Genomic DNA, 22,192 nt, shown 5'->3' on the forward strand with positions numbered 1-22,192 from the left:
GTTAACGGCTTGTTACACGTTTCCCCCTACCGGGCGACGCCGTTCACCCCGCCGGGTGAGCCGGTACTGCGGCCCGCCGCCGCACGCTGTTCGCATGCTGAAAACCACGCTCGGTTACGCCACCGCACTGTGGTCGCTGACCTACGGAGCCCTGGGCATCTACTGGACCGCAGGCGGCTCCAGCTACCCCTTCGCCCCGGTCGACGACGACCACCGCACCGCGTCCCTGCTGGAGGGCGCTCCTGTGGGTGTTGTTGGCCCAGGAATGGTTGTCCTAGGCCTGCTCGGTGCGGTCGTAGCTGTTCTGATGACGAGGCGGAGCAGTGGGCGGGTGTTCCTGGGGTTTGCCGTGACGATGGCCGTACTGCTGGCGCTGGTCATTCCGGACTACACGCCGTTGGCGATGCTTGCCCTGTCCCCGGCGTTGGTCGTGTTCGCGTTCACCGGTGTGCCCGGAGCGCAGGACGGCGTCGGGGACATCCTGTACTGGCACCGGGTGAACATCCTGATCATCTTCGTCGGCGGCCTCCTGTGGGCCGCTACGGCCGTCAGCTACCACCGGCGGCTCCGTAACGCCTGCGCCAGCTGCGGACGCGACGACAGGCCACCCAGGGCCTGGCAGACCCCCGAGGGCGCCCTGCGCTGGGGACGCCGCGCTGCACTGATCGCCGTCGTCGCCAACATCCCCTACGAGTTCACCCGCGTCGCCTGGTACTTCGGCTGGGAACTCGGCATCACCCACGAGTTCCACCAGATGATGGTCGACACGCCCGGCATGCTCGAGATGGGCCTCGCCATGGCCGCGCTAGGCATCGGCGGCAGCATCCTCACCCACGGCCTGGTCCACCGCTGGGGCGAGGTCTACCCCCGCTGGATCTGGTTCAAGGCCGGCCGCCGCGTCCCACCCCTGCTGGCCATCATCCCCGCGTCGATCGTCGCGGTCGTCCTGATCCCAGCCGGCCTGATGAACATCCGCCTCCCCGGCGACAACGCAGGCTCCGAGTGGGGCCTGGCACTCCCCGGCACCCTCTGGGTCGTCTGGGGCGCAGCCCTAGGCGCAGCTACCTACGCGTACTACCTCAGACGCCGTACTACGTGCCGCCGGTGCGGCCGGGGTGCGCCAGAGGCCGCGGTACTCACGTCCCGAAGCGGCGCTCTCGTTGGGCGTAGCTCCGAATAGCGCGGAGGAAGTCGACGTGCCGGAAGTCCGGCCAGAGCGCCTCGCAGAAGTAGAACTCGCTCAGCGCGCTCTGCCAGAGCAGGAAGCCGCCCAGCCGCTGCTCCCCCGATGTCCTGATCACCAGGTCCGGGTCGGGCTGGCCCTTCGTGTAGAGGTGCTCGGCGATGTGCTCGACGTCGACCCGCTCGGCCAGCTCCTCGATCGAGATGCCCTTCGCGGCTTCCTCGAGCAGCAACGACCGGACCGCGTCGGCCAGCTCGCGCCGGCCGCCGTACCCGACCGCGACGTTGACCAGCATGCCGTCGACGTTCTGGGTCGCGGTCTCGGCGCCCTTCAGCACTTCGGCCGTCGCGGCCGGCAGCAGGTCGAGGGCGCCGACCGGGTGGATCCGCCACTGGCCGATCGTGGTCAGCTCCTCGACCGTCGACTCGATGATCCGCAGCAGCGGCTCGAGCTCCTCGGCCGGCCGGGTCAGGTTGTCGGTGGACAGCATCCAGACCGTGACGACCTTGACGCCGACCTCGTCGCACCAGTGCAGGAACTCGGTGATCTTGGTCGCACCCGCCTCGTGGCCGCGCGACACCGGATCACCCGTCGCCCGGGCCCAGCGCCGGTTGCCGTCGATGATCACGCCGATGTGGCGGGGCATCCGGTCCGGTGACAGCGAGCGCGCCAGCCGGCGCTCGTACAGCCCGTAGACCACGTCGCGCAGCTTTGCCTTGCCAGGTGTCCGCATGGGCAGGTGCTCTCCTCAAAAGCTCTCCGGCTTCTGAGGCTAGCCGACATTTCCGCTGCCGTAGAGTGATCGAACTTTTACCGGAGTTTGCGCGTCGGACACTCCGGGCACCTGCTGAAGGCCGGTGATCTGGCCTACATTCATCCTTCCGGACGATTGAACCTACGGTTCCGTAGGTTACGGTTGCGTAGGTACAACTCCGCCCGCACGAGAGGATGGCGATGACGGCCAAGCCTGCGATCAGCACCCCGACGGAAGCCGCCTCCCACGAGCTCGGGCACAAGCTGGCGGACAAACTCGCGCCGCTGAAGCCGAAACTGCGCGGCTGGCTGCACGCCGGCACCTTCCCGTTCGCGACCGCGGCCGGCATCGTGCTGATCTGCCTCGCGCCGAGCGCGAGCGCTCGCTGGGCCGCCGCCGTCTACACGCTCGGCTCGATGTTGCTGTTCGGCATCTCCGCGCTGTACCACCGGTTCTACTGGGGCCCGACCGGCGAGGCGATCCTGCGCCGGCTCGACCACAGCAACATCTTCTTGCTGATCGCCGGCACCTACACCCCACTGGGCGTGGTGCTGCTGCGTGGCGACGACCGGATCCTGCTGCTCAGCCTGGCCTGGGGTGGCGCGCTGATCGGCATCCTGTTCCGGATCTTCTGGGTGGGCGCCCCGCGCTGGCTCTACACCCCGATCTACCTGGCCCTGGGCTGGGTCGCGATCTTCTGGATGGGCGACTTCTACCACCTGGGCGGCGCGTCCGTGGTGGCGTTGCTGGCGATCGGCGGCGGGCTCTACTCGATCGGCGCGGTCATCTACGGCACCAAGCGGCCGAACCCGTCACCCCTGTGGTTCGGCTTCCACGAGATCTTCCACGCCTGCACGGTGGCGGCCTTCATCTGCCACTACGTCGCGGTCAGCATCGCGACGTACCGGAGCTGACTAGGGCCTCGAAAGCCACTCGAGTTCTTCATCGAGGGGCCCGCAGACCTCGACCAGCGTCTCGCGGAGCAGTTCGAACTTCTCCGCGCCCAGCCGCCGCTTCCACTCCTGCTCGACCCGGTCGATCGACGCCCGGCTGAACTCCATCGCCCGGTCCCCTTCAGCGGTACGCCGGACCAGCCGGACCCGCCGATCCCCGGCCACCCGCTCGGATTCGGCGTACCCGCGCTCCTGCAGGTAGTCGACGTGCTGCCCGAGCCCCTGCTTGGTCATGCCGGCGATCTCGGCCAGGTCGGTGATCCGCGCCCCACTGTCCGGAATCAGCTCCAGCAACCGGAAGTGGGACACCCGCAATCCCGGGAACTGCTGCTCTCCGTCGACCAGGATCTCCTCGCGCAGCCGCTTGAGCGCGAGCCCGAGCAACCCGGCGATGTGCAGCCCACGAAGGCCCTCAGCGTGGCCCGAAAGGGCGTTGACGGAAGTCATAAGGCAACTTTACTATCTCGGTAGTAAGGCTGCTTTACTTCTTCGGCGCGGCGCGATCTTAAGGTGAGCTGAAGGGTCGACGGCAGCATTCGAAGGAGAACCGAACACTCCGGGGGGACCCATGAACACCACCATCGTCAGCGACGGACTGAGCGAGCTCGGCCGGGACGCACCCGACGAGCGCGCGCTGACCTGCCTGATCCGCGACCTCACCGGCCTGCCCGGCGCCGTGCCGACCTCGGCCCGGGTCGAGCCGGTCGACTACGAGATCGGTACGCCGAGCACCGAGGCCCTGCTGCGCGTCCTCGGCACCGCCGAGCTGCACTCCGGCGAGACCGTCGAGTGGTCCGTCTTCGTCAAGAAGCTCGCGTCGGTCCGGCACTGGCCGATGCTCCACGTGGTCCCGGAGGAGTTCCAGGAGGCATTCATCCAGAACCTCCCCTGGCAGCTCGAACTCAAAGTCCACCGCAGCGACATCGCGGCCGTGCTCCCGGACGGCCTCCGGTTGCCGACGCTGTACCGGGCCGACGAGTACGACGACGATCGCGCGACCCTGTGGATGGAAAACGTCCACCAGGCGCCGGGCTGCTGGCCGCTCGGCCGTTTCGAGCACGCCGCGTACCTGCTCGGCCAGCTGTCGGCCCGACGGCAGATGCACCTGGTCGAGCCGCTGTTCCCGCGCGGCAACGTCCAGATCCCCGGCATCGGACTCCGGTACTACACGGGCGGCCGCGTGCTGAACGGAGCGGTCCCGCTGCTCGCCGACGACCAGACCTGGCAGCACCCGTTGCTGGCCCAGGCGATCTGCTCGACCGGCGACCACGGGCTGCGGGACGAGCTACTCGAGCTGGCGAACCGGCTGCCCGGCGTACTGGATCGCTTGGACACGCTGCCGCAGACGTATCAGCACGGAGATGCGAGTCCGCAGAACCTGCTGGTGCCGGAGGACAAGCAGGACGAGTTCGTCGTGATCGACTGGGGCTTCGACTGCCCGCAGGCGATCGGGTTCGACCTCGGCCAGCTCCTGGTCGGCCTCGCGCACGCCGGCGAGCTCGCGCCGGAGGAGCTGCCGACCATCCATACGGTCATCGTCTCGGCGTTCATGGAGGGAGTGGCCGCGGAGGGGATGACTGTGTCGGAGGAAGAGGTCCTGTACGGCTACCTCGGCTCGCTGATGGCGCGCGCGACCTTCACCGCGTTGCCGTTGGAGGAGCTCGGCAAGTACAGCGAGTGCGGGCTCGAGCTCTTCGAGGAACGGGTCCGGTTGACCCGCACTCTGGTCAACCTGGTGTCGACGATCAACCAGTAGGGGTCAGCACGAAGACGCGGATCGCCCGGCCGCTGCGTTCGACGTACGTGTCGTAAGCAGGCCAGACCTTGGTGACGAGTGGCCAGACCCGGTCCCGCTCCGCTCCTTCCGCGAGGGCGGCGCGGACCGGGACGTCGCGACCGCCTTCCAGGGAGATGGTCGCCTCGCTGGAGGCGAGCAGGTTTGCGGACCAGGCCGGATGGTGCTCCTGGCCCCAGTTCGACGCGGTGACGACGAAGCCGTCGCCGTCCGGCGCATAGATCAGCGGGACGGTTCGGGGCAGCCCCGACTTCCGCCCGCGCGTCGTCAGAAGCAAAGTAGGCAAGGCGGATCGGCCGAGGATGGTGATTCGGCCGTTCGTCTTTCGTTGCAGCCAGCGGTCTATTGGTACCAAATTGCGGCCTGCCACCGCGAACCACTGCCGATGCCCTAACGAGCGGATGACATTCGTGTACCAGCCCATGCACGAAGTCTGCCGTCACCCCGAAGTTGGGTATGCATGGGGTGTGAAAAACATTCGGTTCGTACTACTGGCAGCCGCCGCCGGTCTGATCATGACTGGATGCGGTGACGACTCCAGCGCGGGCGGCACACCGTCCGCCTCCACCAACCCGAGCACGCCGATCGCGAGCTTGCCATCGCCGAGTACCACCACCGGCAACGGACTCCCGCTGACAGTCAGCCGGACAGGTGGTTTCGCCGGCTTCAACGATCAGGTCGTGGTCGGCACCGACGGCGTCGCGAGCGTCAGCTCGATGGGCAAGGCGCCCGGCAAGTGCAAGCTGGAAACCGGCTTCCTCAACACGCTGACCGACGCGGTGAAACAGGTCGACTGGGCCTCCGTCGGCGTCACCAAGCCGACCGTCCGGCACCCCGACGACATGATCATCGCGGTCTCCGCGAGCGGCGGCCTGGCCCGGCTCGACGACCCGAAGCTGAAGCCGCTGGTGGCCCCGGTGGGCACGTTGCTCACCGAAGCCACCAAACCCGGCGGTCTGTGCAAGCCGGTCTAGCTCAGCCGGTGGTGAGGGCCACGTCGTCGATCACGAAGCTCGTCTGCAGCGACGAGTCCTCGTTGCCGAGGAACTTGACGGTCACCGTTTTGCCCTTGTAGGCAAGGACGTCGAACGTCTTCTGGGTGTACGTCGTGTTCTTGTTCAGGTTCGAGTACGTCGCCAGCGTGGTCGTCGTCGATCCGTCGACCACCTGCACCTTCACCGTGTCGTACACCGTCGAACTGGTCGTCTCGGCGGTGTCGATCCGGATCCACAACGACAGCGCTGCCGCGGTCGCAGTCGACGGGATGGCCACCGACTGGCCGATGTTCTCGGTGCTGGTGTTGCCGTTGCCCTGCAGCCAGGCCTTGTAGGTGCCGGCGTGCGCGGGCTTGCTGCTGCTGTTGGTGACGACCCCGCTCGTACCGGTCCAGTTCACCGCGCCCGACTCGAAGCCGGGGTTCTGGATAAGGTTCGGGCCGGTCGGCGGTACGGTGCCGCCGTAGTCCTTCTGCGCGTAGTTCCAGACCATGTGGCCGATCGCGTCGATCTGCCGGTCGAGCGACGTCAGGTTGAGGTTGTTGATGGTGTCGCACGAGCGGTGGTAGCAGGCGTCGAACGCGGTGTTCGCAGTACCGCCCCACTTGGTCGCCTGGGCCGACGTCTTGATCTCCTCGGCGCCGGAGAAGGTCCCGGCGGTCGGGATGCCGAGCGACCGGAACGCCGCGTGGTCGGACCGGCCCTGTACGTCGATGTACTCGGTCTGGATGCTCTTCCCGGTGAAGTAGCTCTTCAGATCGTCCCGCGCTCCGTTGCCGGCCGGGTTGTCGTCGTAGATGAAGTAACCCGGGTTCGGCGACGCGATCATGTCGTAGTTCATGTACAACTCGATCTTGGCGCGCTCGGCCGACGGCAGGTTGTTGACGTAGTACTTCGACCCGAGCAGGCCCAGTTCCTCAGCTCCCCAGAAGCCGAAACGCAGGCGGTTCTTGGGCACCTGGCCGCTCGCGGCGTACGCCAGTGCGGTCTCCAGGACACCCGCGCTGCCGCTGCCGTTGTCGTTGATGCCAGGGCCGGCGCTGACGCTGTCGAGGTGCGAGCCGGTCATCACGACGTGGTTCGCGTCGCCTTGCGGCCACTCGGCGATCACGTTGTACGACGTACCGGCCGAGGTCGAGAACGACTGCAGCGTGGTAGTGAAGCCGGCCGCGTCGAGCTTCGACTTCACCCAGTTGGCCGAGGCGAGGTAGCCGGGGCGGCCGGTGTAGCGGTTGCCGCTGTTGGCGGTGGCGATCGACTGGAGCTGGTCCAGGTGCGCCTTGGTGTTGGTGACGGAGATGTCGGGTGAGTCGACGGCCTGGGCGGGGCTGCCGGGGACGAGGACGGCGGTGGCGACCAGAGCGGTGCCGAGTACGCCGTACAGGGGGGACTTGAGCATGGGCGGATACTCCTTTGCCTCACAAAGGAACGGTCCCGGCGCGGGCCCTGATGAGACCCGCGCCGGGACCAAGTGTCAGCAGACTGCTGAGCCTGCCGGAACCGAGATGCCGCTGAACGCGGCCTGAATGCCCTTGCACTGTGCGGATCCAGCGCCGTACAGCTCCTTGGCGGAGTTGATCGCTCCGTTGCGGGCATCCTTGTAGGTCGAGCCCGAGCTGAGCTTGGTGCTCAGCGTGCGGTACCAGACCTTGGCGGCCACGTCCCGGCCGACGCCGGCGAACGTGGTGCCGTTGCACGAGGTGCTGTTGTAGTTGACGCCGTTGATCGTCTTGGCGCCGGTGCCCTCGGAGGCCAGGTAGAACCAGTGGTTCAGCGGGCCGGAGGAGTAGTGCGGGTCCAGACCGCCGGTGCTGGTGGTCCAGCAGTCCTTGCTGCGACCGTCCTTGGACGGCTTGTCCATGTAGCGCAGCGGCGTGCCGTTGCCGTTGATGTTGATCTTCTCGCCGATCAGGTAGTCGCCGACGTCGTTCGCGTTGTTGGCGTAGAACTCGACCATGGTGCCGAAGATGTCGCTGGTCGCCTCGTTCAGGCCGCCCGCGTCGCCGGAGTAGTTCAGGTTGGCGGTCGCCTCGGTGACACCGTGGCTCATCTCGTGGCCGGCCACGTCGATGGCGGTCAGCGGGTGCGTGTTGCCGGAGCCGTCGCCGTACGTCATCTGGGTGCCGTCCCAGAACGCGTTCACGTACGCGTTGCCGTAGTGCACCCGGGAGCGGGCGCCCTGGCCGTTGTTGAAGATGCCGTTCCGGCCGTGGACATTCTTGTAGTAGTCCCAGGTCAGCTGGGACCCGTAGTGGGCGTCGACGCCGGCGGTCTGCCGGTTCGAGGCCGCACCGGTGCCCCAGATGTTGTCCGCGTCGGTGAAGGTGGTGCCGGCGCCGGACGAGCCGCCGTTCAGGTCCGTGGTGTAGTTGCCGCCACGGGAGGTGTCCTTCATGACGAAGTTGGGCGCGCTGCCCGACGTACCGATCGTCACCGTGCCGGCGTACATCGACTTGCCGGTGCCTGTCTTGACCTCGTCGTCGGAGGCCAGCAGCGCGCCGGTGTTCGCGTCGATGAACGAGTGCAGCACCGACGGGGTCTGGTCGGCCTTGACCCCGGTGGTGACGACCTCGTAGGCCAGTACCGGCTTGGCCGGCGTCACGTACACGACCAGCGTGCCCTGGTTGCCGGTGGCCTTGAAGCCGGCCGCCTTCGCACCCTTGGCCAGCGCCGCCGACTGCGACAGCGTGGGCTTGGTCGACTTGACGCCCACCCCGGTCGCGTTGCGGTTGTAGGTGACACCGCTGATCGCGCCGTCACCAGTGCGCTTCACGATCATGTCGCCGCCGGCGACCTTCAGGCCGTTGTAGGTCCGCTCGTACCGGACGAACTCGGTGCCGTCGGCATCTTTCACCACGTCCTTGACCTGGAGCACCTCACCCTTGCCCAGGCCGAGCGCGGCCGCGGTCTTCGCGGACAGCGTCTGCTCGGACTGGACGGCGGCCGGCTGGTCGAAGCCGGACGCGGGCAACGGGGCGGAGCGGACAGACGCGCCGGCCGGCGCGATGGCCAGGCCCGCGGCCGCCAGAACGGCGACTGCCCCTACAGATGTCAATCTCTTCACAACAGCACTCCTCACGGTTTCGTCGCTGAATGGGCGCAGCGATCGTTTTTCGCTTGGTACACGTGCTTTCGCGGCAGGGATCACTCCCGCGCAACGGGAGGAAACTGGGATCGATCCGGGGGCAGACCAGGGCGGCGGCCCACCCCCGGACCGGTGATTCGGGACCAGCAGGGTGCTGACTAGCCGATCAGCGACACGTCGTCGACGACGAAGCTGGTCTGCAGCGAGGAGTCCTCGTTCTCGAGGAACTTCACGGTGACCGTCTTGCCGGAGTAGGCGCCGACATTGAAGGTCTTCTGCGTGTAGGTCGTGTTCTTGTTCAGGTTCGAGTACGTCGCCAGCGTCGTGATGGTCGAGCCGTCCACGATCTGCACCTGGAGCTTGTCGTACACCGTCGAGGTGGTGGTCTCAGCGGTGTCGATCCGCAGCCACAGCGACAGCTGCGCCGAGGAGTTGCCGGCCGGGATGGCGACCGACTGGCCGATGTTCGCGGTCGACGTGGTGCCCTTGTTGCCGAGCACAGCCTTCCAGGTACCACCGTGAGCCGGCTTGGCGCCACCGTTGACGATGACACCGGAGGTACCGGTCCAGCTCGCGGTGCCGGACTCGAAGCCACCGTTCACGAGGCGCTCGGAACCGGTCGGCGGGATGACCGCGCCACAGGTCTCGGCACCGGCCGGGACGGTGATGCCGTTGAACGCGGCCTGGATGCCGAGGCACTGCGACGAGTTGGCGCCGTAGAGGGCCTTGGCGACCGAGATCGCGCCTTCACGGGCGTCCTTGTAGGTGCTGCCCGAGGTCAGCTTGGTGGTCAGGGTCTGGTACCAGACCTTGGCCGCCACCTCGCGGGTGACACCGGTGACGGTCCCGCCGTCGCAGGTGGTGCTGTTGTACGAGACGCCGTTGATCGTCTTGGCGCCGGAACCCTCGGAGGCCAGGTAGAACCAGTGGTTCAGCGGGCCGGAGGAGTAGTGCGGGTCGAGCCCACCGGTGCTGGTGGTCCAGCAGTCCTTGCTGGCACCGTCCTTCGACGGCTTGTCCATGTAGCGCAGCGGGGTGCCGTTGCCGTTGATGTTGATCTTCTCGCCGATGAGGTAGTCACCGACGTCGGAGGCGTTGTTGGCGTAGAACTCGACCGAGGTGCCGAAGATGTCGGAGGTCGCCTCGTTCAGGCCGCCCGCGTCGCCGGAGTAGTTCAGGTTGGCGGTCGCCTCGGTGACACCGTGGCTCATCTCGTGGCCGGCCACGTCGATCGAGGTCAGCGGCCGGGTGTTGCCCGAGCCGTCGCCGTACGTCATCTGGGTGCCGTCCCAGAACGCGTTCACGTACGCGTTGCCGTAGTGGACCCGGGAGCGCGAACCCTGGCCGTTGTTGAAGATGCCGTTCCGGCCGTAGACGTTCTTGTAGTAGTCCCAGGTCAGCTGCGTGCCGTAGTGGGCGTCGACGCCGGCGGTCTGGCGGTTCGCGGTGGTGCCGCTACCCCAGGTGTCGTCGGGGTCGGTGAAGGTGGTGCCGTTGCCCGACGTCGCACCGTTGAGGTCCGTCGTCCAGTTGCCGCCACGGCCGGTGTCGGTCATCGAGTAGTTGCCCGAGCTGCCGGACGTACCGATGGTGACGGTGCCGGAGTACATCGAGTTACCGGTACCGGTCTTGATCTCGTCGTCGGAGTCCAGCACCGCGCCGGTCTTGGCGTCGACGAAGGAGTGCAGGACCGACGGGGTCTGGTCGGCCTTGACCCCGGTGGTGACGACCTCGTAGGCGAGCACCGGCTTGGTCGGCGTGACGAAGACGACCAGCGTCCCCTTGTTGCTGGTGGCCTTGAAGTCGGCGGACTTCGCACCCTTGGCCAGGGCGGCGGCCTGGGACAGCGTCGGCTTGGTCGAGGTGACCCCGACGGCCTTCGCGCCACGGTTGTAGGTGACGTGGCTGATCGCGGAGCCGTCGCGCTTCACGATCAGGTCGCCGCCGACCACCTTGAGGCCGTTGAAGGTCCGGTCGTAGCGGACGTACTCGCTCCCGTCGGCGTCCTTGACGACGTCGCGAACCTTGAGTACCTCACCGCCGGCCAGACCGAGAGCGGTGGCGGTCTGCGCGGTCAGCGCCGACTCTGCCTGGACAGCGGCCGGCTGGTTGAAGCCGGATGCCGGAAGCGGGGCCGTACGGTTGGCGGCTCCTGCGGGCGACATCGCCAGCCCCGCTGCCGCGACGATGACCACCGCCCCTGCTGATGTCAGTCGTTTCAAGACAACATCTCCTCACGGTGTGGTCGCTGTTTGGGCGCAACGACCAATTCATTGGGGGGACGCCGGATGTTCTGGCCCAGCAGTGCCACTGCCTACTTGTGACACTGTGTGTCAGTACATGCGAGTTCTGTTACATCCGACTGAGGGAGGACTCTGTCCTCCGCCGGAGCAGGAGTCAAGCGATTCTGCCGAAATGACAGGGAAAACCCGCACTTCTGCAAGGGCTCAGAGCGTGGTCTTCAACTCACCCCGAAGGTCTTCCGGCAACACAACCGGCAACCGGCAGGTAAACCGCTGACACACGAACGCCGCAGATCGCCCATCCACCAGCCCGCGCCCTTCGAGCAACGGCACCCGAGACCCAGGCAGACCAGTAGCCACAGCGGTCCCCCAAGGCGACTCCTTCACCGCAACCCGCAACAGCCCAGCGAAATCCCCGCCTCCCCCCGCACCTCGCGACACCTCGCCTTCACTTCCATCGACGCGGCCCGCGGGGCCGCGGATGATGGCGATCTCGAGCGGACCGGCCGCGATGGTTTCGGCTACTGCCAGAGCTCGCCCCGCGAAGCGGGGAGCTCGAGCTGCGATGGCCGCGGACAGTTGTAGTGCTTGCTGGGCTGCAGCTTCGTAGCGGGTCGATCCGGTCAGGGAGGCGAGGGTGGTGAAAGCCTCGGCGGCCAGGGAGACTCCGGAGGGGCTGGCGTTGTCAGTGGCGTCTTGCGGGCGCCAGATCAGCGTCTCGGCATCCGCCGCCGTGTCGTAGAAGATGCCATCGGCAACAAACTGCTCCAGCACCCGGTCCAGCAGGGTTTGCGCGAGCTCCAACCACGACGGCTCCCCCGTGACACCCAGCAACGTCAGACACGCCTGCGCGTACGCCGCGTAGTCCTCCAGCACCCCATGCGCCGACCCGGCCACTCCATCCCGCGACGTCCGGCGCAAGATCCCGTTGCCGTCCAGGTGCACATCCCGGACCAATTCAGCCGCGGCGGCAGCTGCCTCGACGTACTCCGGCTTGTCCAGTACGACGCCCGCCCGCGCAAGCCCAGTGATCGCCAACCCGTTCCACGCGGCCACCACCTTGTCGTCGCGGCCGGGATACGTCCGACCGCGCCGCGCGTCCCGTAGTACCGCCTGAACCTTCTGCCACCGACCCAGATCATCCGGGTCCCGACGGAGCTGCAGCACCGACGTCCCATGCTCAAAAGTCCCGGTGACGTCGCAGAGGTCTACAACCCAGTCGGCATCCTCACCGAGCAAGTCATGCAACTCGGCGGCCGACCATACGTAGTACCGGCCCTCTTCCCCCTCGGTGTCAGCGTCGAGCGCCGAAGCGAACCCGCCCTCCGGCGTCCGCAACTCAGCCAGCAGGAAGTCAGCCGTCTCGACAGCGATCCGCTCAGCCAGCGGCTCCTCGGTGATCGCCCACCATTGCGTGTAGACGTCCAGCAGCAGCGCGTTGTCGTAGAGCATCTTCTCGAAGTGCGGGATGACCCACTGCCCGTCGACGCTGTACCGCGCGAACCCGCCCGCCAACTGGTCGTACATGCCACCCCGCGCCATCCGCTCACACGTCTGCGCCACCATCTCCAGCGCCTCCGTGGAACCAGTCCGCCGATGGTTCCGCAACAAGAAGTCGAGCACCATCGACGGCGGAAACTTCGGCGCCCGCCCGAACCCGGCATCCACCGGATCGAAATCCACCTTCAGCAAGGCAACGGCCCGCTCCAGCGTCGCCTCATCCATGGCCCCCTCGGCCACCGCCCCACGAGCCCCCAACTGCTCGACCACCGACCGCCCGACCTTGTCGATGTCCTCGCGCTTGGTCCGCCAAGCACCGACCAGCGACTCCAGCACCTGCCTGAAGGTCGCCATCCCATGCCGCGGCTCACTCGGAAAGTACGTCCCACAAAAGAACGGCTCCCCCGCCGGCGTCAGAAACACCGACATCGGCCACCCACCCTGCCCGGTCATCGCCACCGTCGCCTGCATGTAGATCGCATCCACATCCGGCCGCTCTTCCCGATCCACCTTCACACAAACGAAGTTCTCGTTCAGATAAGCAGCCGTCACCTCGTCCTCGAACGACTCGTGCGCCATCACATGACACCAATGACAAGCCGAATACCCCACCGACAAGAACACCGGCACATCCCGCTCACCAGCCTCCGCGAAAACCCCCTCGGACCACTCCCGCCAGTGCACAGGATTGTCAGCATGCTGCCGCAGATAGGGCGAAGTGGACTTACCGAGCTCGTTGGAGGCCATGACTCCACACTAGGTGGATGCACACACAGGTCACCGCAGGGCAGTACGACTCCTGGTCCGCCGAGCAATCCTCCGGCATCGAGGTCGTAGACGGGATCGTCATAGTCACCCCAGCACCTCCATCCGGCACAACCGACTGGCTCGCTTCGTCGCGAACGGACTTGATCTCGCCGCGGGTACGGGGTGGAAGGCCGATACCAACTTCAACGTCCGGTTCCAGGACGTCCCGTTGACCAATCGCCGACCGGATGTCGTTGTCTACCGGGCGGATACGATCGATATCGCACCCACCCGGCCGGAGCATGTGCTGCTTGTCGTCGAGGTGGTGTCGCCCGGGTCCGAGACGACCGATCGGATCGTCAAGCTGGACCAGTACGCGAAGGCCGGAATCGCCTTCTACTGGCGAGTCGAGCAGGCCGCCACCGGGATCCCGTTGGTGTACACCTACGTGCTCGATCCCGCCAGCGGCTCATACCGCGACGGCGAGGTCTTCACCGAAAACATCAAGGCCTCTGTCCCGTTCCACGTGGAGATCGACCTCAGCACGCTCTGATTCCACCAGCGGTGCTAGATGGTCTGGGCCAGGGCGATGGAGAGGCCTATGGCTATGGCCATGAGGAGGAGTTCGCCGGCTACCAACTGCCAGAAGCGGGTGCCGGGGGTGTCCAGGTCGGCGATGGTGTGGCGGCGGTGGAACCAGCCGGCGGTGATGAGGATGAGGAAGGCGACGGTTTTGGCGAGGAGTAAGGCGCCGTAGGCGTCTGAGGTGAGGACGTCGAGGGCTTTGTCGAAGCCACCGCCTTTGGCTGCCAGGCGGCCGGCGGCGCTGATGAGGCCGCTGAGGAGGACTGCGATCGACGACAGCAGGGCTACCTGGCTGAAGCGTTCGAGGACCAGCGGGAGGCCGGTGCGGCTGGCTCGGCCGTAGCGGACCAGGCCTGCGAGGCCGCCTACCCAGGTGGTTGCGGCGATGACGTGGATGACCAGGGCCGCGCCCGCGAGAACGACGTACGACTCGTTGCGCGGGAAGGCTGTCAGCGCATTGGGGACCAGGGCTGCGATCGCGACCAGTACGCCGAGTCCTGCGGCGGAGGCGGTCTCGGCGCGGCGGATGCCTATGGCCAGCGCGACGACGAGGATGCCGGTGATCAGCAGCGACTTCACCTCGGGGACGGCGAGCGCGTCGTCCAACCGCAGGCGGAGCAGGTTGACCGGGGTGGCCAGCAGGATCGCCGCGGTGAGGACCGCGCCGACGAAGGAGCTGACGGCCCAGATGACCGCGGAGTTGCTGGCGTCGCGGATCGCCCGTCTGCCCTGCAATCCGAGCGGGCCGCCGTCAGTACGCAGCAACACGACCGCGGCCAGCAGCGCACCGGCGCAGCCGACGGTCGCCATCGTGGCGAGCAACCGGAAGAACGGCAGCAGCCACTCGACCAGCAGGCCCGGACCGCCGAGCCCGTCATCGGCGGTTTTCGGTTCGCTGCCGGCGGAGTACAGGGCGATCACCATCGTCACGGCCGCGACGCCGACCGCGAGCGTGCCTCCCGCGACCAGCCGGCCGCCAGGCACGCGATGCCGGGCGACGCGCGTGGCGCGGGTCGTCGTCACCGAGCGTTCCCGCCCTCGGCCTCATGGATGGACACGCGCACACTATAGGTGAGCTATCTAACAGAGTCCCCGCATGACACCATCTCGTGACCAGCCGGGTCCAAACGGTTGCCCAGCCGTGACTTTCGGCGATCTCGACTCCCGCCGCCACCCCGCGCAGCAGCCAACCCGTTGCCAGAGGCATCTACCCGTGAGGCCCCTCACCCCACGTCACCGATCGGCTGCGGCGCGCCTACTTATCCGGCGTCTCGGCCGCAGCATTCGTCGTCGCCGCCGCCGGCCCGGCAGCGCCAGCCCGGTCCGCTGAGCTGCCCGTGGTCGGCGGGACGTCGGACGGTGCTCGGTCGCGCGCACCCGCGTCCGGGTCGAAGTCGATCTTCTTCAGCTGTTTGCCCATGTTGCGCCAGAGCAGGACGGTGGCGCCACCAAGCACCAGGACGATCAGCAGCGCGACCCAGCCGGGCTTGACCGAGTTCGGATCGATCTCGGTCATCGGCGGGCTGATGGTCAGAAGTCGGGTCATCGCTGTCACCTCTGTAGTCTCTCACCGGCTGTCCCCGCCCTCAGCGCAACCCCGCGAAGAGGTCGTCCTCGGGCACTTCGGAGTCCACCAGGCTGCGGGCCAGCTCGTAGTCCTCGGTCGGCCAGGCCTGCTGGTGCACCTCCAACGGTACGGTGAACCAGCCGCCGTCGGGGTCGATCTGGGTCGCGTGCGCGAGCAGGGCGCGGTCGCGGATCGCGAAGTACTCGGCGCACTCCACCCGGGTGGTGATCCGCTTCTCGTTCTCCGGGTCCGGCTTCCAGTCCTTCAGCCGGTCGGCGTATGGCGACTCGAGGCCGCGGGCGACCATCGCGTCGTGCAGCGCCTTCATCCGCTCGCGGTGGAAGGTGTGGTGGTAGTAGAGCTTCAGCGGCTGGTACGGCGCACCGAGCTCCGGGTACGCGTCCGGGTCGCCGGCCGCCTCGAACGCGGCCACCGTGATCTGGTGGCACATCACGTGGTCGGGGTGCGGGTAGCCGCCGTTCTCGTCGTACGTCGTGACGACCTGCGGGCGGAACTCGCGGATCAGCTTCACCAGCGGCGCCGCGGCGTCCTCGACCTTGAGCGAGGCGAAGCAGCCCTCCGGCAGCGGCGGCAGCGGGTCGCCCTCGGGGAAGCCCGAGTCGACCCAGCCCAGCCAGTCCTGCCGGATGCCGAGGATCTCGCGGGCCGCGTCCATCTCCTGGCGGCGGATCTCGGTGATGTTCGCCAGTACTTCGGGTCGATCCATCTTGGCGTTGAGGATCGAGCCGCGCTCCCCGCCGGTACAGGTGGCCACCATCACGTCGACGCCCTCGGCGACGTACTTGGCGGTCGAGGCGGCGCCCTTGCTGGACTCGTCGTCGGGGTGTGCGTGGACATGCAGTAGGCGAAGATCTTCAGTCACAAGACACAATGGTCCTCCAAGCCCGAGGAGAACCAGTGACCGACCCACACCCAGCCGTCCGAACCGCCGGTACCGACGCCAGCGCGAAGGCCAGTACGGGCACTGGTACGGACGCCGGCACCTTGGCCGCACTGGACGCCCGGTACGGCCGGACCGGGCGCAGTCGCCGGGTGCTGGTCTTCACCGTGGTCGGTGTGCTGGCGCTGGCCGGGCTGGCGTGGTTGCTGTGGGCCGCCTTCATCGCGTCGAACCCGCCGGTCTCGTCGCGGATGATCGGTTTCAAGATCGAGTCGGCGACGACGGCGACGGCGACGTTCCAGGTCGACCGGAGCAAATCGGTCGAGGCGCAGTGCCGGTTGCAGGCCAAGGCGGCCGACTTCTCCATCGTCGGCGAGCTGACCGTGACGGTCGCGCCGGACTCCGCGCGGCAGCAGACGATCGACGCCACAGTGACGACGCAGCGGGCCGCGACGGCCGTCGTACTGGTCGGTTGCACGACCGCTGACGCACATCGGCCGAATTAATCCCGTATACCCGTTTCACAGGCGAGGTAAACGATTGCCTCGCCGGCGTCGGTAAGCGTTTGCCAAGTGTTTGAGAAAGCGAAGAACTGTGGGGTTCTGAGCGCTGTCTTGCTACGCTCAGTGGATTGGTCGCCGTCGACGACGGCGGCCTCAGCCTTTTCTCACCCCATCCCATCGACAAAGGAGCAGCCATGACGCAGAAGATCGACGAGGACAGCGTTGTCTGGCTGACACAGGATGGTTACGACCAGCTGAAGGCGGAGCTGGAGGAGCTGAAGGGTCCCGGCCGGACCGAGATCACCCAGCGGATCAGCGACGCCCGCGACGAAGGCGACCTGAAGGAGAACGGCGGCTACCACGCCGCCAAGGACGAGCAGGGCAAGATGGAGGCCCGGATCCGCCAGCTCGAGGACATGCTGCGCCGCGCCCGGGTCGGCGAGACCCCGAAGGCCGGCGGCAAGGTCGAGCCCGGCATGAAGGTCTCGATCAAGTTCGCCGGTGACGACGACGTCGAGACGTTCCTGCTAGGCTCCCGCGAACTCCTCGCCCTGGACTCCTCGGTGGACATCGACGTCTACTCACCGCAGTCCCCCCTCGGCTCAGCCATCCTGGGCAAGAAAAAGGGCGAAAAAGCCACCTACGAAGCCCCCAACGGCAAGCCGGTCACAGTAGAGATCGTCGCCGCGGTCCCCTTCAAGGGCTGACCCTGATCCACCTGTAGCGACCTCGAACACCCAGCGGCGACCTTGAACACCGTATTGCTTGTTCAAGGTCGCCGTTTCGTGTTCAAGGTCGCCAGTTCTGGCGGGTCAGTGGCCGGTGGCCCGGCGGTATTTGTTGACCGCCAGTGGGGCGAAGACGGCGATGATGGCGGTGCACCAGATCAGGGAGAGCCAGACCGGGTGCTGGGCCGGGAAGCCGTCGGGGCTGGCGAAGGGGCTGGGGTTGCCGAAGAGGTGACGGCAGGCGGCCACGATCGAGGAGATCGGGTTCCACTCGGCGACCGGTTGCAGGCCGCTGGGCAGGTTGGGCGTGGGGACGAAGGCGTTCGACAGGAACGTCAGCGGGAAGAGCCAGATCAGGCCGGCCGAGGCGGCGACCTCCGGACCGCCCACCGACAATCCGATCAAGGCGCCCACCCACAGCATGGCGAAGGCGAACAGCAGCAGGATCGCGAACGCAGCAAGGGCGTTGCCGATCCCGTTGTGCCAGCGCCAACCGACGATGAAGCCGCAGATCACCATCACCAGCATGACGAACGCGTTGAAGACGACGTCACCGATCACCCGCCCGGCGATCACCCCGGAGCGCGCCATCGGCAGCGACCGGAACCGGTCGATCAGCCCCTTCGACATGTCGTCGGCCAGCCCGACGCTCGCCGAGGCGACCGCGAACGCCATCGTCTGGGCGAAGATCCCGGACATCAGGAACTCGCGATACGCCCGCGCCCCGGGGAAGCCCGGGATCGGGATCGCGTTGCCGAAGACGTACGCGAACAGCAGCACGAACATGATCGGCTGGATGGTCGCGTAGATCAGCATGTCCGGCGTCCGCGGGATCCGCTTCAGGCTGCGCCAGGCGAGGATGCCCGCGTCCGTCACCGCCCGTCCGATCGAGCTCACCTTCACCGGCGTACCGGTCGTGCTCATGCCTTCACCTTCTTCGGATCGGTACTGCCGACTGCCTCGTCCGTGGGCCGGCCGTCCTCTTCGGTCGCGTGCCCGGTCAGGCTGAGGAACACGTCGTCCAGCGTCGGCCGGCGCAGCCCGATGTCGGCGATCCGGATCCCGGCCCCGTCGAGCGTGCGGATCACCCCGACCAGCGCCTCCGAACCACCCGGCGCCGGCATCGTCAGCCGCTTGCTGTGCTTGTCGAGCGTGGTCGACTCCGGATCGGTGATCTCCAGCGCCGCCGTCAGCAACTCGAGCGCCCGGTAGGTCTCGTCCGGCTCGTGCACGACGACCTCGATCCGCTCGCCGCCCACCTTCGCCTTCAGCTCGTCGGCCGTCCCGCGGGCGATCACCGAGCCGTGGTCGACCACCGCGATGCTGTCGGCCAGTTCGTCGGCCTCTTCCAGGTACTGCGTGGTCAGCAGGATCGTCACCCCTTCGCTGACCCGGTCGCGGATGATCTGCCACAGGTCGAGCCGGCTGCGCGGATCGAGCCCGGTCGTCGGCTCGTCCAGGAACAGCACCTTGGGATGCGCGATCAGCGACCCGGCCAGGTCCAGCCGGCGCCGCATCCCGCCGGAGTACGTCTTCAGGATCCGGTCGGCCGCCTCGGTCAGGTCGAAGATCTCGAGCAGCTCCTCGGCCCGCCGCTTGGCCTGCTCACTGCTCAGCCGGTACAGCCGGCCGAACATCCACAGGTTCTCCCGGCCGGTGAGCAGCTCGTCGACAGCGGCGTACTGCCCCGAGAGCCCGACCAGGCCGCGGACGGTGTCGGCCTCCTTCACCACGTCATGGCCGAGCACCCGCGCGCTGCCCGCGTCCGGCCGCATCAGGGTGGTGAGCACGCGGACCGTCGTCGTCTTGCCCGCGCCGTTCGGCCCGAGCAGGCCGAGCACGCTGCCTTCGGGGACCTCGAGGTCGATACCGTCGAGCGCTTTGACCGTGTTCTTGCGGGATTTGAACGTCTTCACGAGGCCGGTCGCCTCGATTGCAGCCATCGCAGCCGCTCCTTCCAGATGTGATGCAGGTCATCCTGTCGGAGCCGGCCGACAAATTTCGAGAGGTTTAGCGCCTGGCATAACCTTGAGTCTGAGGGACTCAACTTTGTTGACATTGAGTCGACAAGGCTCAAGTCTGCGTTCTACCGTCGCCAGATGAGCTCCAGCCCAGGCATCCTCAGCCACCCCGACTTCCGCCGCCTCTGGATCGCGGACCTGCTGAGCCAGCTCGGCAGCCGCCTCGGCATGATGGCCGCTCCCCTGCTGGCCGTCCTCACCCTGAACGCCTCCACGCTCCAGGTCTCCCTCCTGCGCACCAGCGAGACGGCCGCCTGGCTAGTACTCGGGCTGTTCGCCGGCGCCTGGGTCGACCGCGTCCGCTGCCTGCCAGTGCTTGTCGCTGCGGACTTGGGGCGGGCGGTGTTGCTCGGGTCGATTCCGGTCGCTGCCTGGTTCGGAGTACTGACTCTTGCCCAGCTGTACGTCGTACTAGCGCTGACCGGACTCTTGACGGTGCTGTTCGATGTTGCGCACAGCTCGTATCCACCGCGGTTGCTCGCGCCTGAGCAGCTGCTGCCGGGCAATGCGAAGCTGGCCGCGAATCACTCGGTCGCTGCGGTGTTGGGAGCGGGTGCGGGCGGGTTCCTCGTCCAGTGGTTGAGTGCGGCCGTCACACTCGGGCTCGACGCGCTCAGCTTCGTGTGGTCGGCGATCTGGCTCCGCTCGATCCGTACGCCGGAACCGCGGCCGGCCCCGGCTGAGCGGCCGAACCTGCGGCGCGAGATCGGTGAGGGGCTGCGGTACGTGTTCACGCATCCGCTGCTGCGGCCGATCGCGTTGAACCAGACCACGACGATGCTGTTCCAGGCGGCCAGCGGTGCGGTGATGATCGTGTTCCTGGTCCGGGAGATCCACTTGTCGCCCAGCCTGATCGGCGTACTCAGCATGACCGGCCTACTGGGCGCCCTGGCCGCCTCCTGGTTCACCGAACGCCTCAGCACCCGGATCGGCGACGCCCGGGCGCTAGTACTCGGCTCGGCAGCCATCGGAGTCGCCTTCACCCTGCAGGCGCTGACCACTCCTGGCTGGGGCCTGGCTTGGTACGTCCTGGGCACTCTCCTGGCAGCCATCGGCATCATCGTCAGCTACATCGTCGCCATCAGCGCCCGCCAACGCCTCTGCCCACCGGACCTTCAAGGCCGAGTAAGCGCCACCATGTCCTTCGTCAGCTGGGGCGCAGCCCCCATAGGCAGCCTCCTAGGCGGCCTAACCGCAACCGCCGTCGGCCTACGCACCACCCTCCTCGCAGCCGGCCTAGCCACCCTGCTCGGCGCAAGCTGGCTACTTCCCCCTACGCAGACTCCGCTCGTTCCCAGCCCCCGCCCACTCCACCAGCTAGCTCCAAGCCGGCGACAGCTCGCTCCGCGCTCCGCGCCTGCTGCTGCGGCAGCCCGCATACGTCCCGCCCGGAGGGCGGGGCGACGCGGTTAATCGGAGGTGATCTGAGCTGAGCCGACCAGGACCTCTACGTCCAGAGCTGCTCGGCCTCGGCCGATCTCGACGTCTTTGGATTGGCCGGAGACTGCGCCGGTCCAGGAGACCCGGCCGAGTTGGGCTTCGGTGTGGACGCGGACGTCGGAGCCCCGGCGGAGGGTGACGTTGGCGGAGCCGGACTCGACCCGGACGCGGGAGCGGCCCTTGGTGATCTGAGCGTCGAGGGTGGCGGTACCTGCCTGGACGAGCAGGTCGATCGGGCCGTCGACGTCGGTCACCTTCGCAGTACCGGCGGTGACGCGGACCCGGGACAGACCCGGCAGACGCTCGGCGGTGACGCTTCCGCCGGTCACCTCGATCTCCACCTGGAGCATCGGGTTCACCCGGATCGACAGCTCCTTGGCGAAGCCGTTCACGTGCGACTTGAGGTCCGTCGGGTTGCGCAACATGCTCAGCCCGTCGATCGAGACCCCCATGTCGCCCTCGCTGTTGATCGCCAGGGTGTCCCCGTCGCGCTTGATCACATGCGGCCCATCAACAGCAACCCCGGTCACCGCAGGCTCCCCGATCAACCGCACCCGCCGCCCGATCGCACGAATAGTCACCCGCCGCACCCCCGAAGGCACCACGAGATCACTGTGGAGCACATCCTCCTCAGCCACCGGCTCGGCGGCAGGAGCACGCACCGGCTCTGAAGCAGCCGACGGCCCGGCGGGCGCAGGCTCGGCGGCGGCCGGTGCGGGATCCGGTACTACGGCAGCTTCGTCCACCACACTGCCCTCGCCCTCAGTGGCGTCGGCAGCCGGCTCAGCCGCGTGCTTCGGCGACCCGTTGGGGGTCGGAGTGTCGACGACCTCGGCCCAGACCGACGGCGAGGGCGAGTCATCCGCAGCAGTCGAATCAGCGGCCGCCGAGTCGGTGGGAGCGGAATCCGCCGTTGGGCCGGCGAAACTCCCGTCAGCCGGAGCCGAGTCGCTCGGAGCTGAGTCGGCGGCGGGCGCGGAAGTGGTGGGAGCTGTGTTGCTGGGGAGGGCAGCGATCAGGGTCGCGGCTTCTTCGGTGGTGAGGTGGCCGGCGGCGACTCGGTCGAGGATGGTTCGGACCCGTCGGTCGTAGTCGCTCTGACTGCTCTGATCGCTCATGTACCCCAGTCCAGCACCCGGAAGGTCCGAAACCAATCGGGGATCGCCCCCAACTCCCCCGCCCACCCCCTGAG

General features: G+C 67.4%; 21 protein-coding genes. 8 read left to right on the top strand and 13 right to left on the bottom strand.

Features of this window, described 5'->3' with window-relative positions:
• The first annotated feature begins 94 nt into the window (after positions 1-94).
• Entirely contained in the window at positions 95-1,180 is a 1,086-nt protein-coding gene (locus ABD768_RS07965; RefSeq protein ID WP_344838974.1) for an NYN domain-containing protein, read from the top strand.
• On the opposite strand, the gene ABD768_RS07970 is transcribed toward ABD768_RS07965, so the two are convergent.
• Positions 1,137-1,916, bottom strand: a complete 780-nt coding sequence (locus tag ABD768_RS07970) for an isoprenyl transferase (protein WP_343982315.1) — start codon at positions 1,914-1,916, stop codon at positions 1,137-1,139. The genes ABD768_RS07965 and ABD768_RS07970 overlap by 44 nt on opposite strands.
• Positions 1,917-2,137: 221 nt before the next feature.
• Between ABD768_RS07970 and trhA the strand changes: the two genes are divergently transcribed.
• Positions 2,138-2,851, top strand: a complete 714-nt coding sequence (gene trhA / locus ABD768_RS07975; protein ID WP_344838977.1) for a PAQR family membrane homeostasis protein TrhA — start codon at positions 2,138-2,140, stop codon at positions 2,849-2,851.
• On the opposite strand, the gene ABD768_RS07980 is transcribed toward trhA, so the two are convergent.
• Positions 2,852-3,337 carry a MarR family winged helix-turn-helix transcriptional regulator gene (locus ABD768_RS07980; RefSeq protein ID WP_343982311.1) on the bottom strand — a complete coding sequence of 162 codons (486 nt, stop codon included), beginning with the start codon at positions 3,335-3,337 and terminating at the stop codon, positions 2,852-2,854.
• Positions 3,338-3,458: 121 nt separating this feature from the next.
• Here ABD768_RS07980 and ABD768_RS07985 point away from each other — a divergent pair, with 121 nt between their 5' ends.
• Entirely contained in the window at positions 3,459-4,646 is a 1,188-nt protein-coding gene (locus ABD768_RS07985; RefSeq protein ID WP_344838981.1) for a phosphotransferase, read from the top strand.
• Here the strand turns inward: ABD768_RS07985 and ABD768_RS07990 are convergent.
• Positions 4,636-5,109: a nitroreductase family deazaflavin-dependent oxidoreductase gene (locus ABD768_RS07990; protein WP_344838983.1), complete on the bottom strand. Its 474-nt coding sequence runs from the start codon at positions 5,107-5,109 to the stop codon at positions 4,636-4,638. The two genes, ABD768_RS07985 and ABD768_RS07990, sit on opposite strands and share 11 nt — an antisense overlap.
• Before the next feature lie 43 nt (positions 5,110-5,152).
• Here ABD768_RS07990 and ABD768_RS07995 point away from each other — a divergent pair, with 43 nt between their 5' ends.
• A complete protein-coding gene (locus ABD768_RS07995) occupies positions 5,153-5,659 on the top strand; it encodes a hypothetical protein (protein ID WP_343982305.1) in 507 nt (168 codons plus the stop codon).
• A 1-nt stretch (position 5,660) separates the two neighbouring features.
• On the opposite strand, the gene ABD768_RS08000 is transcribed toward ABD768_RS07995, so the two are convergent.
• The 4 genes from ABD768_RS08000 to ABD768_RS08015 all read right to left on the bottom strand — a co-directional run bounded on the left by ABD768_RS08000 (position 5,661) and on the right by ABD768_RS08015 (position 13,255).
• Positions 5,661-7,079, bottom strand: coding sequence for a M28 family peptidase (locus ABD768_RS08000; protein ID WP_344838985.1), 1,419 nt, complete (start codon positions 7,077-7,079; stop codon positions 5,661-5,663).
• A gap of 75 nt (positions 7,080-7,154) precedes the next feature.
• Positions 7,155-8,744, bottom strand: a complete 1,590-nt coding sequence (locus ABD768_RS08005; protein WP_344838987.1) for a M4 family metallopeptidase — start codon at positions 8,742-8,744, stop codon at positions 7,155-7,157.
• A 179-nt stretch (positions 8,745-8,923) separates the two neighbouring features.
• Entirely contained in the window at positions 8,924-10,987 is a 2,064-nt protein-coding gene (locus ABD768_RS08010) for a M4 family metallopeptidase (protein ID WP_344838990.1), read from the bottom strand.
• A gap of 225 nt (positions 10,988-11,212) precedes the next feature.
• Positions 11,213-13,255 carry a thioredoxin domain-containing protein gene (locus tag ABD768_RS08015; protein WP_344838992.1) on the bottom strand — a complete coding sequence of 681 codons (2,043 nt, stop codon included), beginning with the start codon at positions 13,253-13,255 and terminating at the stop codon, positions 11,213-11,215.
• A 13-nt stretch (positions 13,256-13,268) separates the two neighbouring features.
• On the opposite strand from ABD768_RS08015, the gene ABD768_RS08020 reads away from it, so the two are divergent.
• Positions 13,269-13,808, top strand: coding sequence for a Uma2 family endonuclease (locus ABD768_RS08020; RefSeq protein WP_344838995.1), 540 nt, complete (start codon positions 13,269-13,271; stop codon positions 13,806-13,808).
• A 14-nt stretch (positions 13,809-13,822) separates the two neighbouring features.
• Here the strand turns inward: ABD768_RS08020 and ABD768_RS08025 are convergent, their stop codons facing one another.
• The 3 genes from ABD768_RS08025 to mca form a co-directional block, all read right to left on the bottom strand.
• Positions 13,823-14,863, bottom strand: coding sequence for a copper resistance D family protein (locus ABD768_RS08025; RefSeq protein ID WP_343982290.1), 1,041 nt, complete (start codon positions 14,861-14,863; stop codon positions 13,823-13,825).
• 232 nt (positions 14,864-15,095) lie between these two features.
• Complete coding sequence (locus tag ABD768_RS08030) at positions 15,096-15,386, bottom strand: hypothetical protein (protein WP_343982288.1); 291 nt, start codon at positions 15,384-15,386, stop codon at positions 15,096-15,098.
• Positions 15,387-15,426: 40 nt separating this feature from the next.
• Positions 15,427-16,290: a mycothiol conjugate amidase Mca gene (gene mca, locus ABD768_RS08035; protein ID WP_344838997.1), complete on the bottom strand. Its 864-nt coding sequence runs from the start codon at positions 16,288-16,290 to the stop codon at positions 15,427-15,429.
• 35 nt (positions 16,291-16,325) lie between these two features.
• Here mca and ABD768_RS08040 point away from each other — a divergent pair, with 35 nt between their 5' ends.
• Both ABD768_RS08040 and greA read left to right on the top strand, forming a co-directional pair.
• Positions 16,326-16,814 carry a DUF4307 domain-containing protein gene (locus ABD768_RS08040; protein ID WP_344838999.1) on the top strand — a complete coding sequence of 163 codons (489 nt, stop codon included), beginning with the start codon at positions 16,326-16,328 and terminating at the stop codon, positions 16,812-16,814.
• Positions 16,815-17,005: 191 nt separating this feature from the next.
• Positions 17,006-17,518 (top strand): transcription elongation factor GreA, encoded by a 513-nt coding sequence (gene greA / locus ABD768_RS08045; protein WP_343982280.1) that lies wholly within the window; start codon positions 17,006-17,008, stop codon positions 17,516-17,518.
• A 105-nt stretch (positions 17,519-17,623) separates the two neighbouring features.
• Here greA and ABD768_RS08050 read toward each other — a convergent pair whose 3' ends face one another.
• The gene (locus ABD768_RS08050) at positions 17,624-18,463 is read right to left on the bottom strand and encodes an ABC transporter permease (RefSeq protein WP_343982277.1); all 840 of its coding nucleotides are present in this window, start codon (positions 18,461-18,463) and stop codon (positions 17,624-17,626) included.
• The gene (locus ABD768_RS08055; RefSeq protein WP_343982274.1) at positions 18,460-19,482 is read right to left on the bottom strand and encodes an ATP-binding cassette domain-containing protein; all 1,023 of its coding nucleotides are present in this window, start codon (positions 19,480-19,482) and stop codon (positions 18,460-18,462) included. Before ABD768_RS08055 ends, ABD768_RS08050 begins: the two co-directional genes overlap by 4 nt.
• Positions 19,483-19,638: 156 nt before the next feature.
• On the opposite strand from ABD768_RS08055, the gene ABD768_RS08060 reads away from it, so the two are divergent.
• Entirely contained in the window at positions 19,639-20,973 is a 1,335-nt protein-coding gene (locus tag ABD768_RS08060) for an MFS transporter (protein ID WP_344839003.1), read from the top strand.
• Here ABD768_RS08060 and ABD768_RS08065 read toward each other — a convergent pair.
• Entirely contained in the window at positions 20,970-22,118 is a 1,149-nt protein-coding gene (locus tag ABD768_RS08065) for a hypothetical protein (RefSeq protein ID WP_344839005.1), read from the bottom strand. The two genes, ABD768_RS08060 and ABD768_RS08065, sit on opposite strands and share 4 nt — an antisense overlap.
• Positions 22,119-22,192: the final 74 nt, after the last annotated feature.

This window comes from Kribbella ginsengisoli (genome assembly GCF_039537185.1).
GTDB classification, from domain to species: domain Bacteria; phylum Actinomycetota; class Actinomycetes; order Propionibacteriales; family Kribbellaceae; genus Kribbella; species Kribbella koreensis.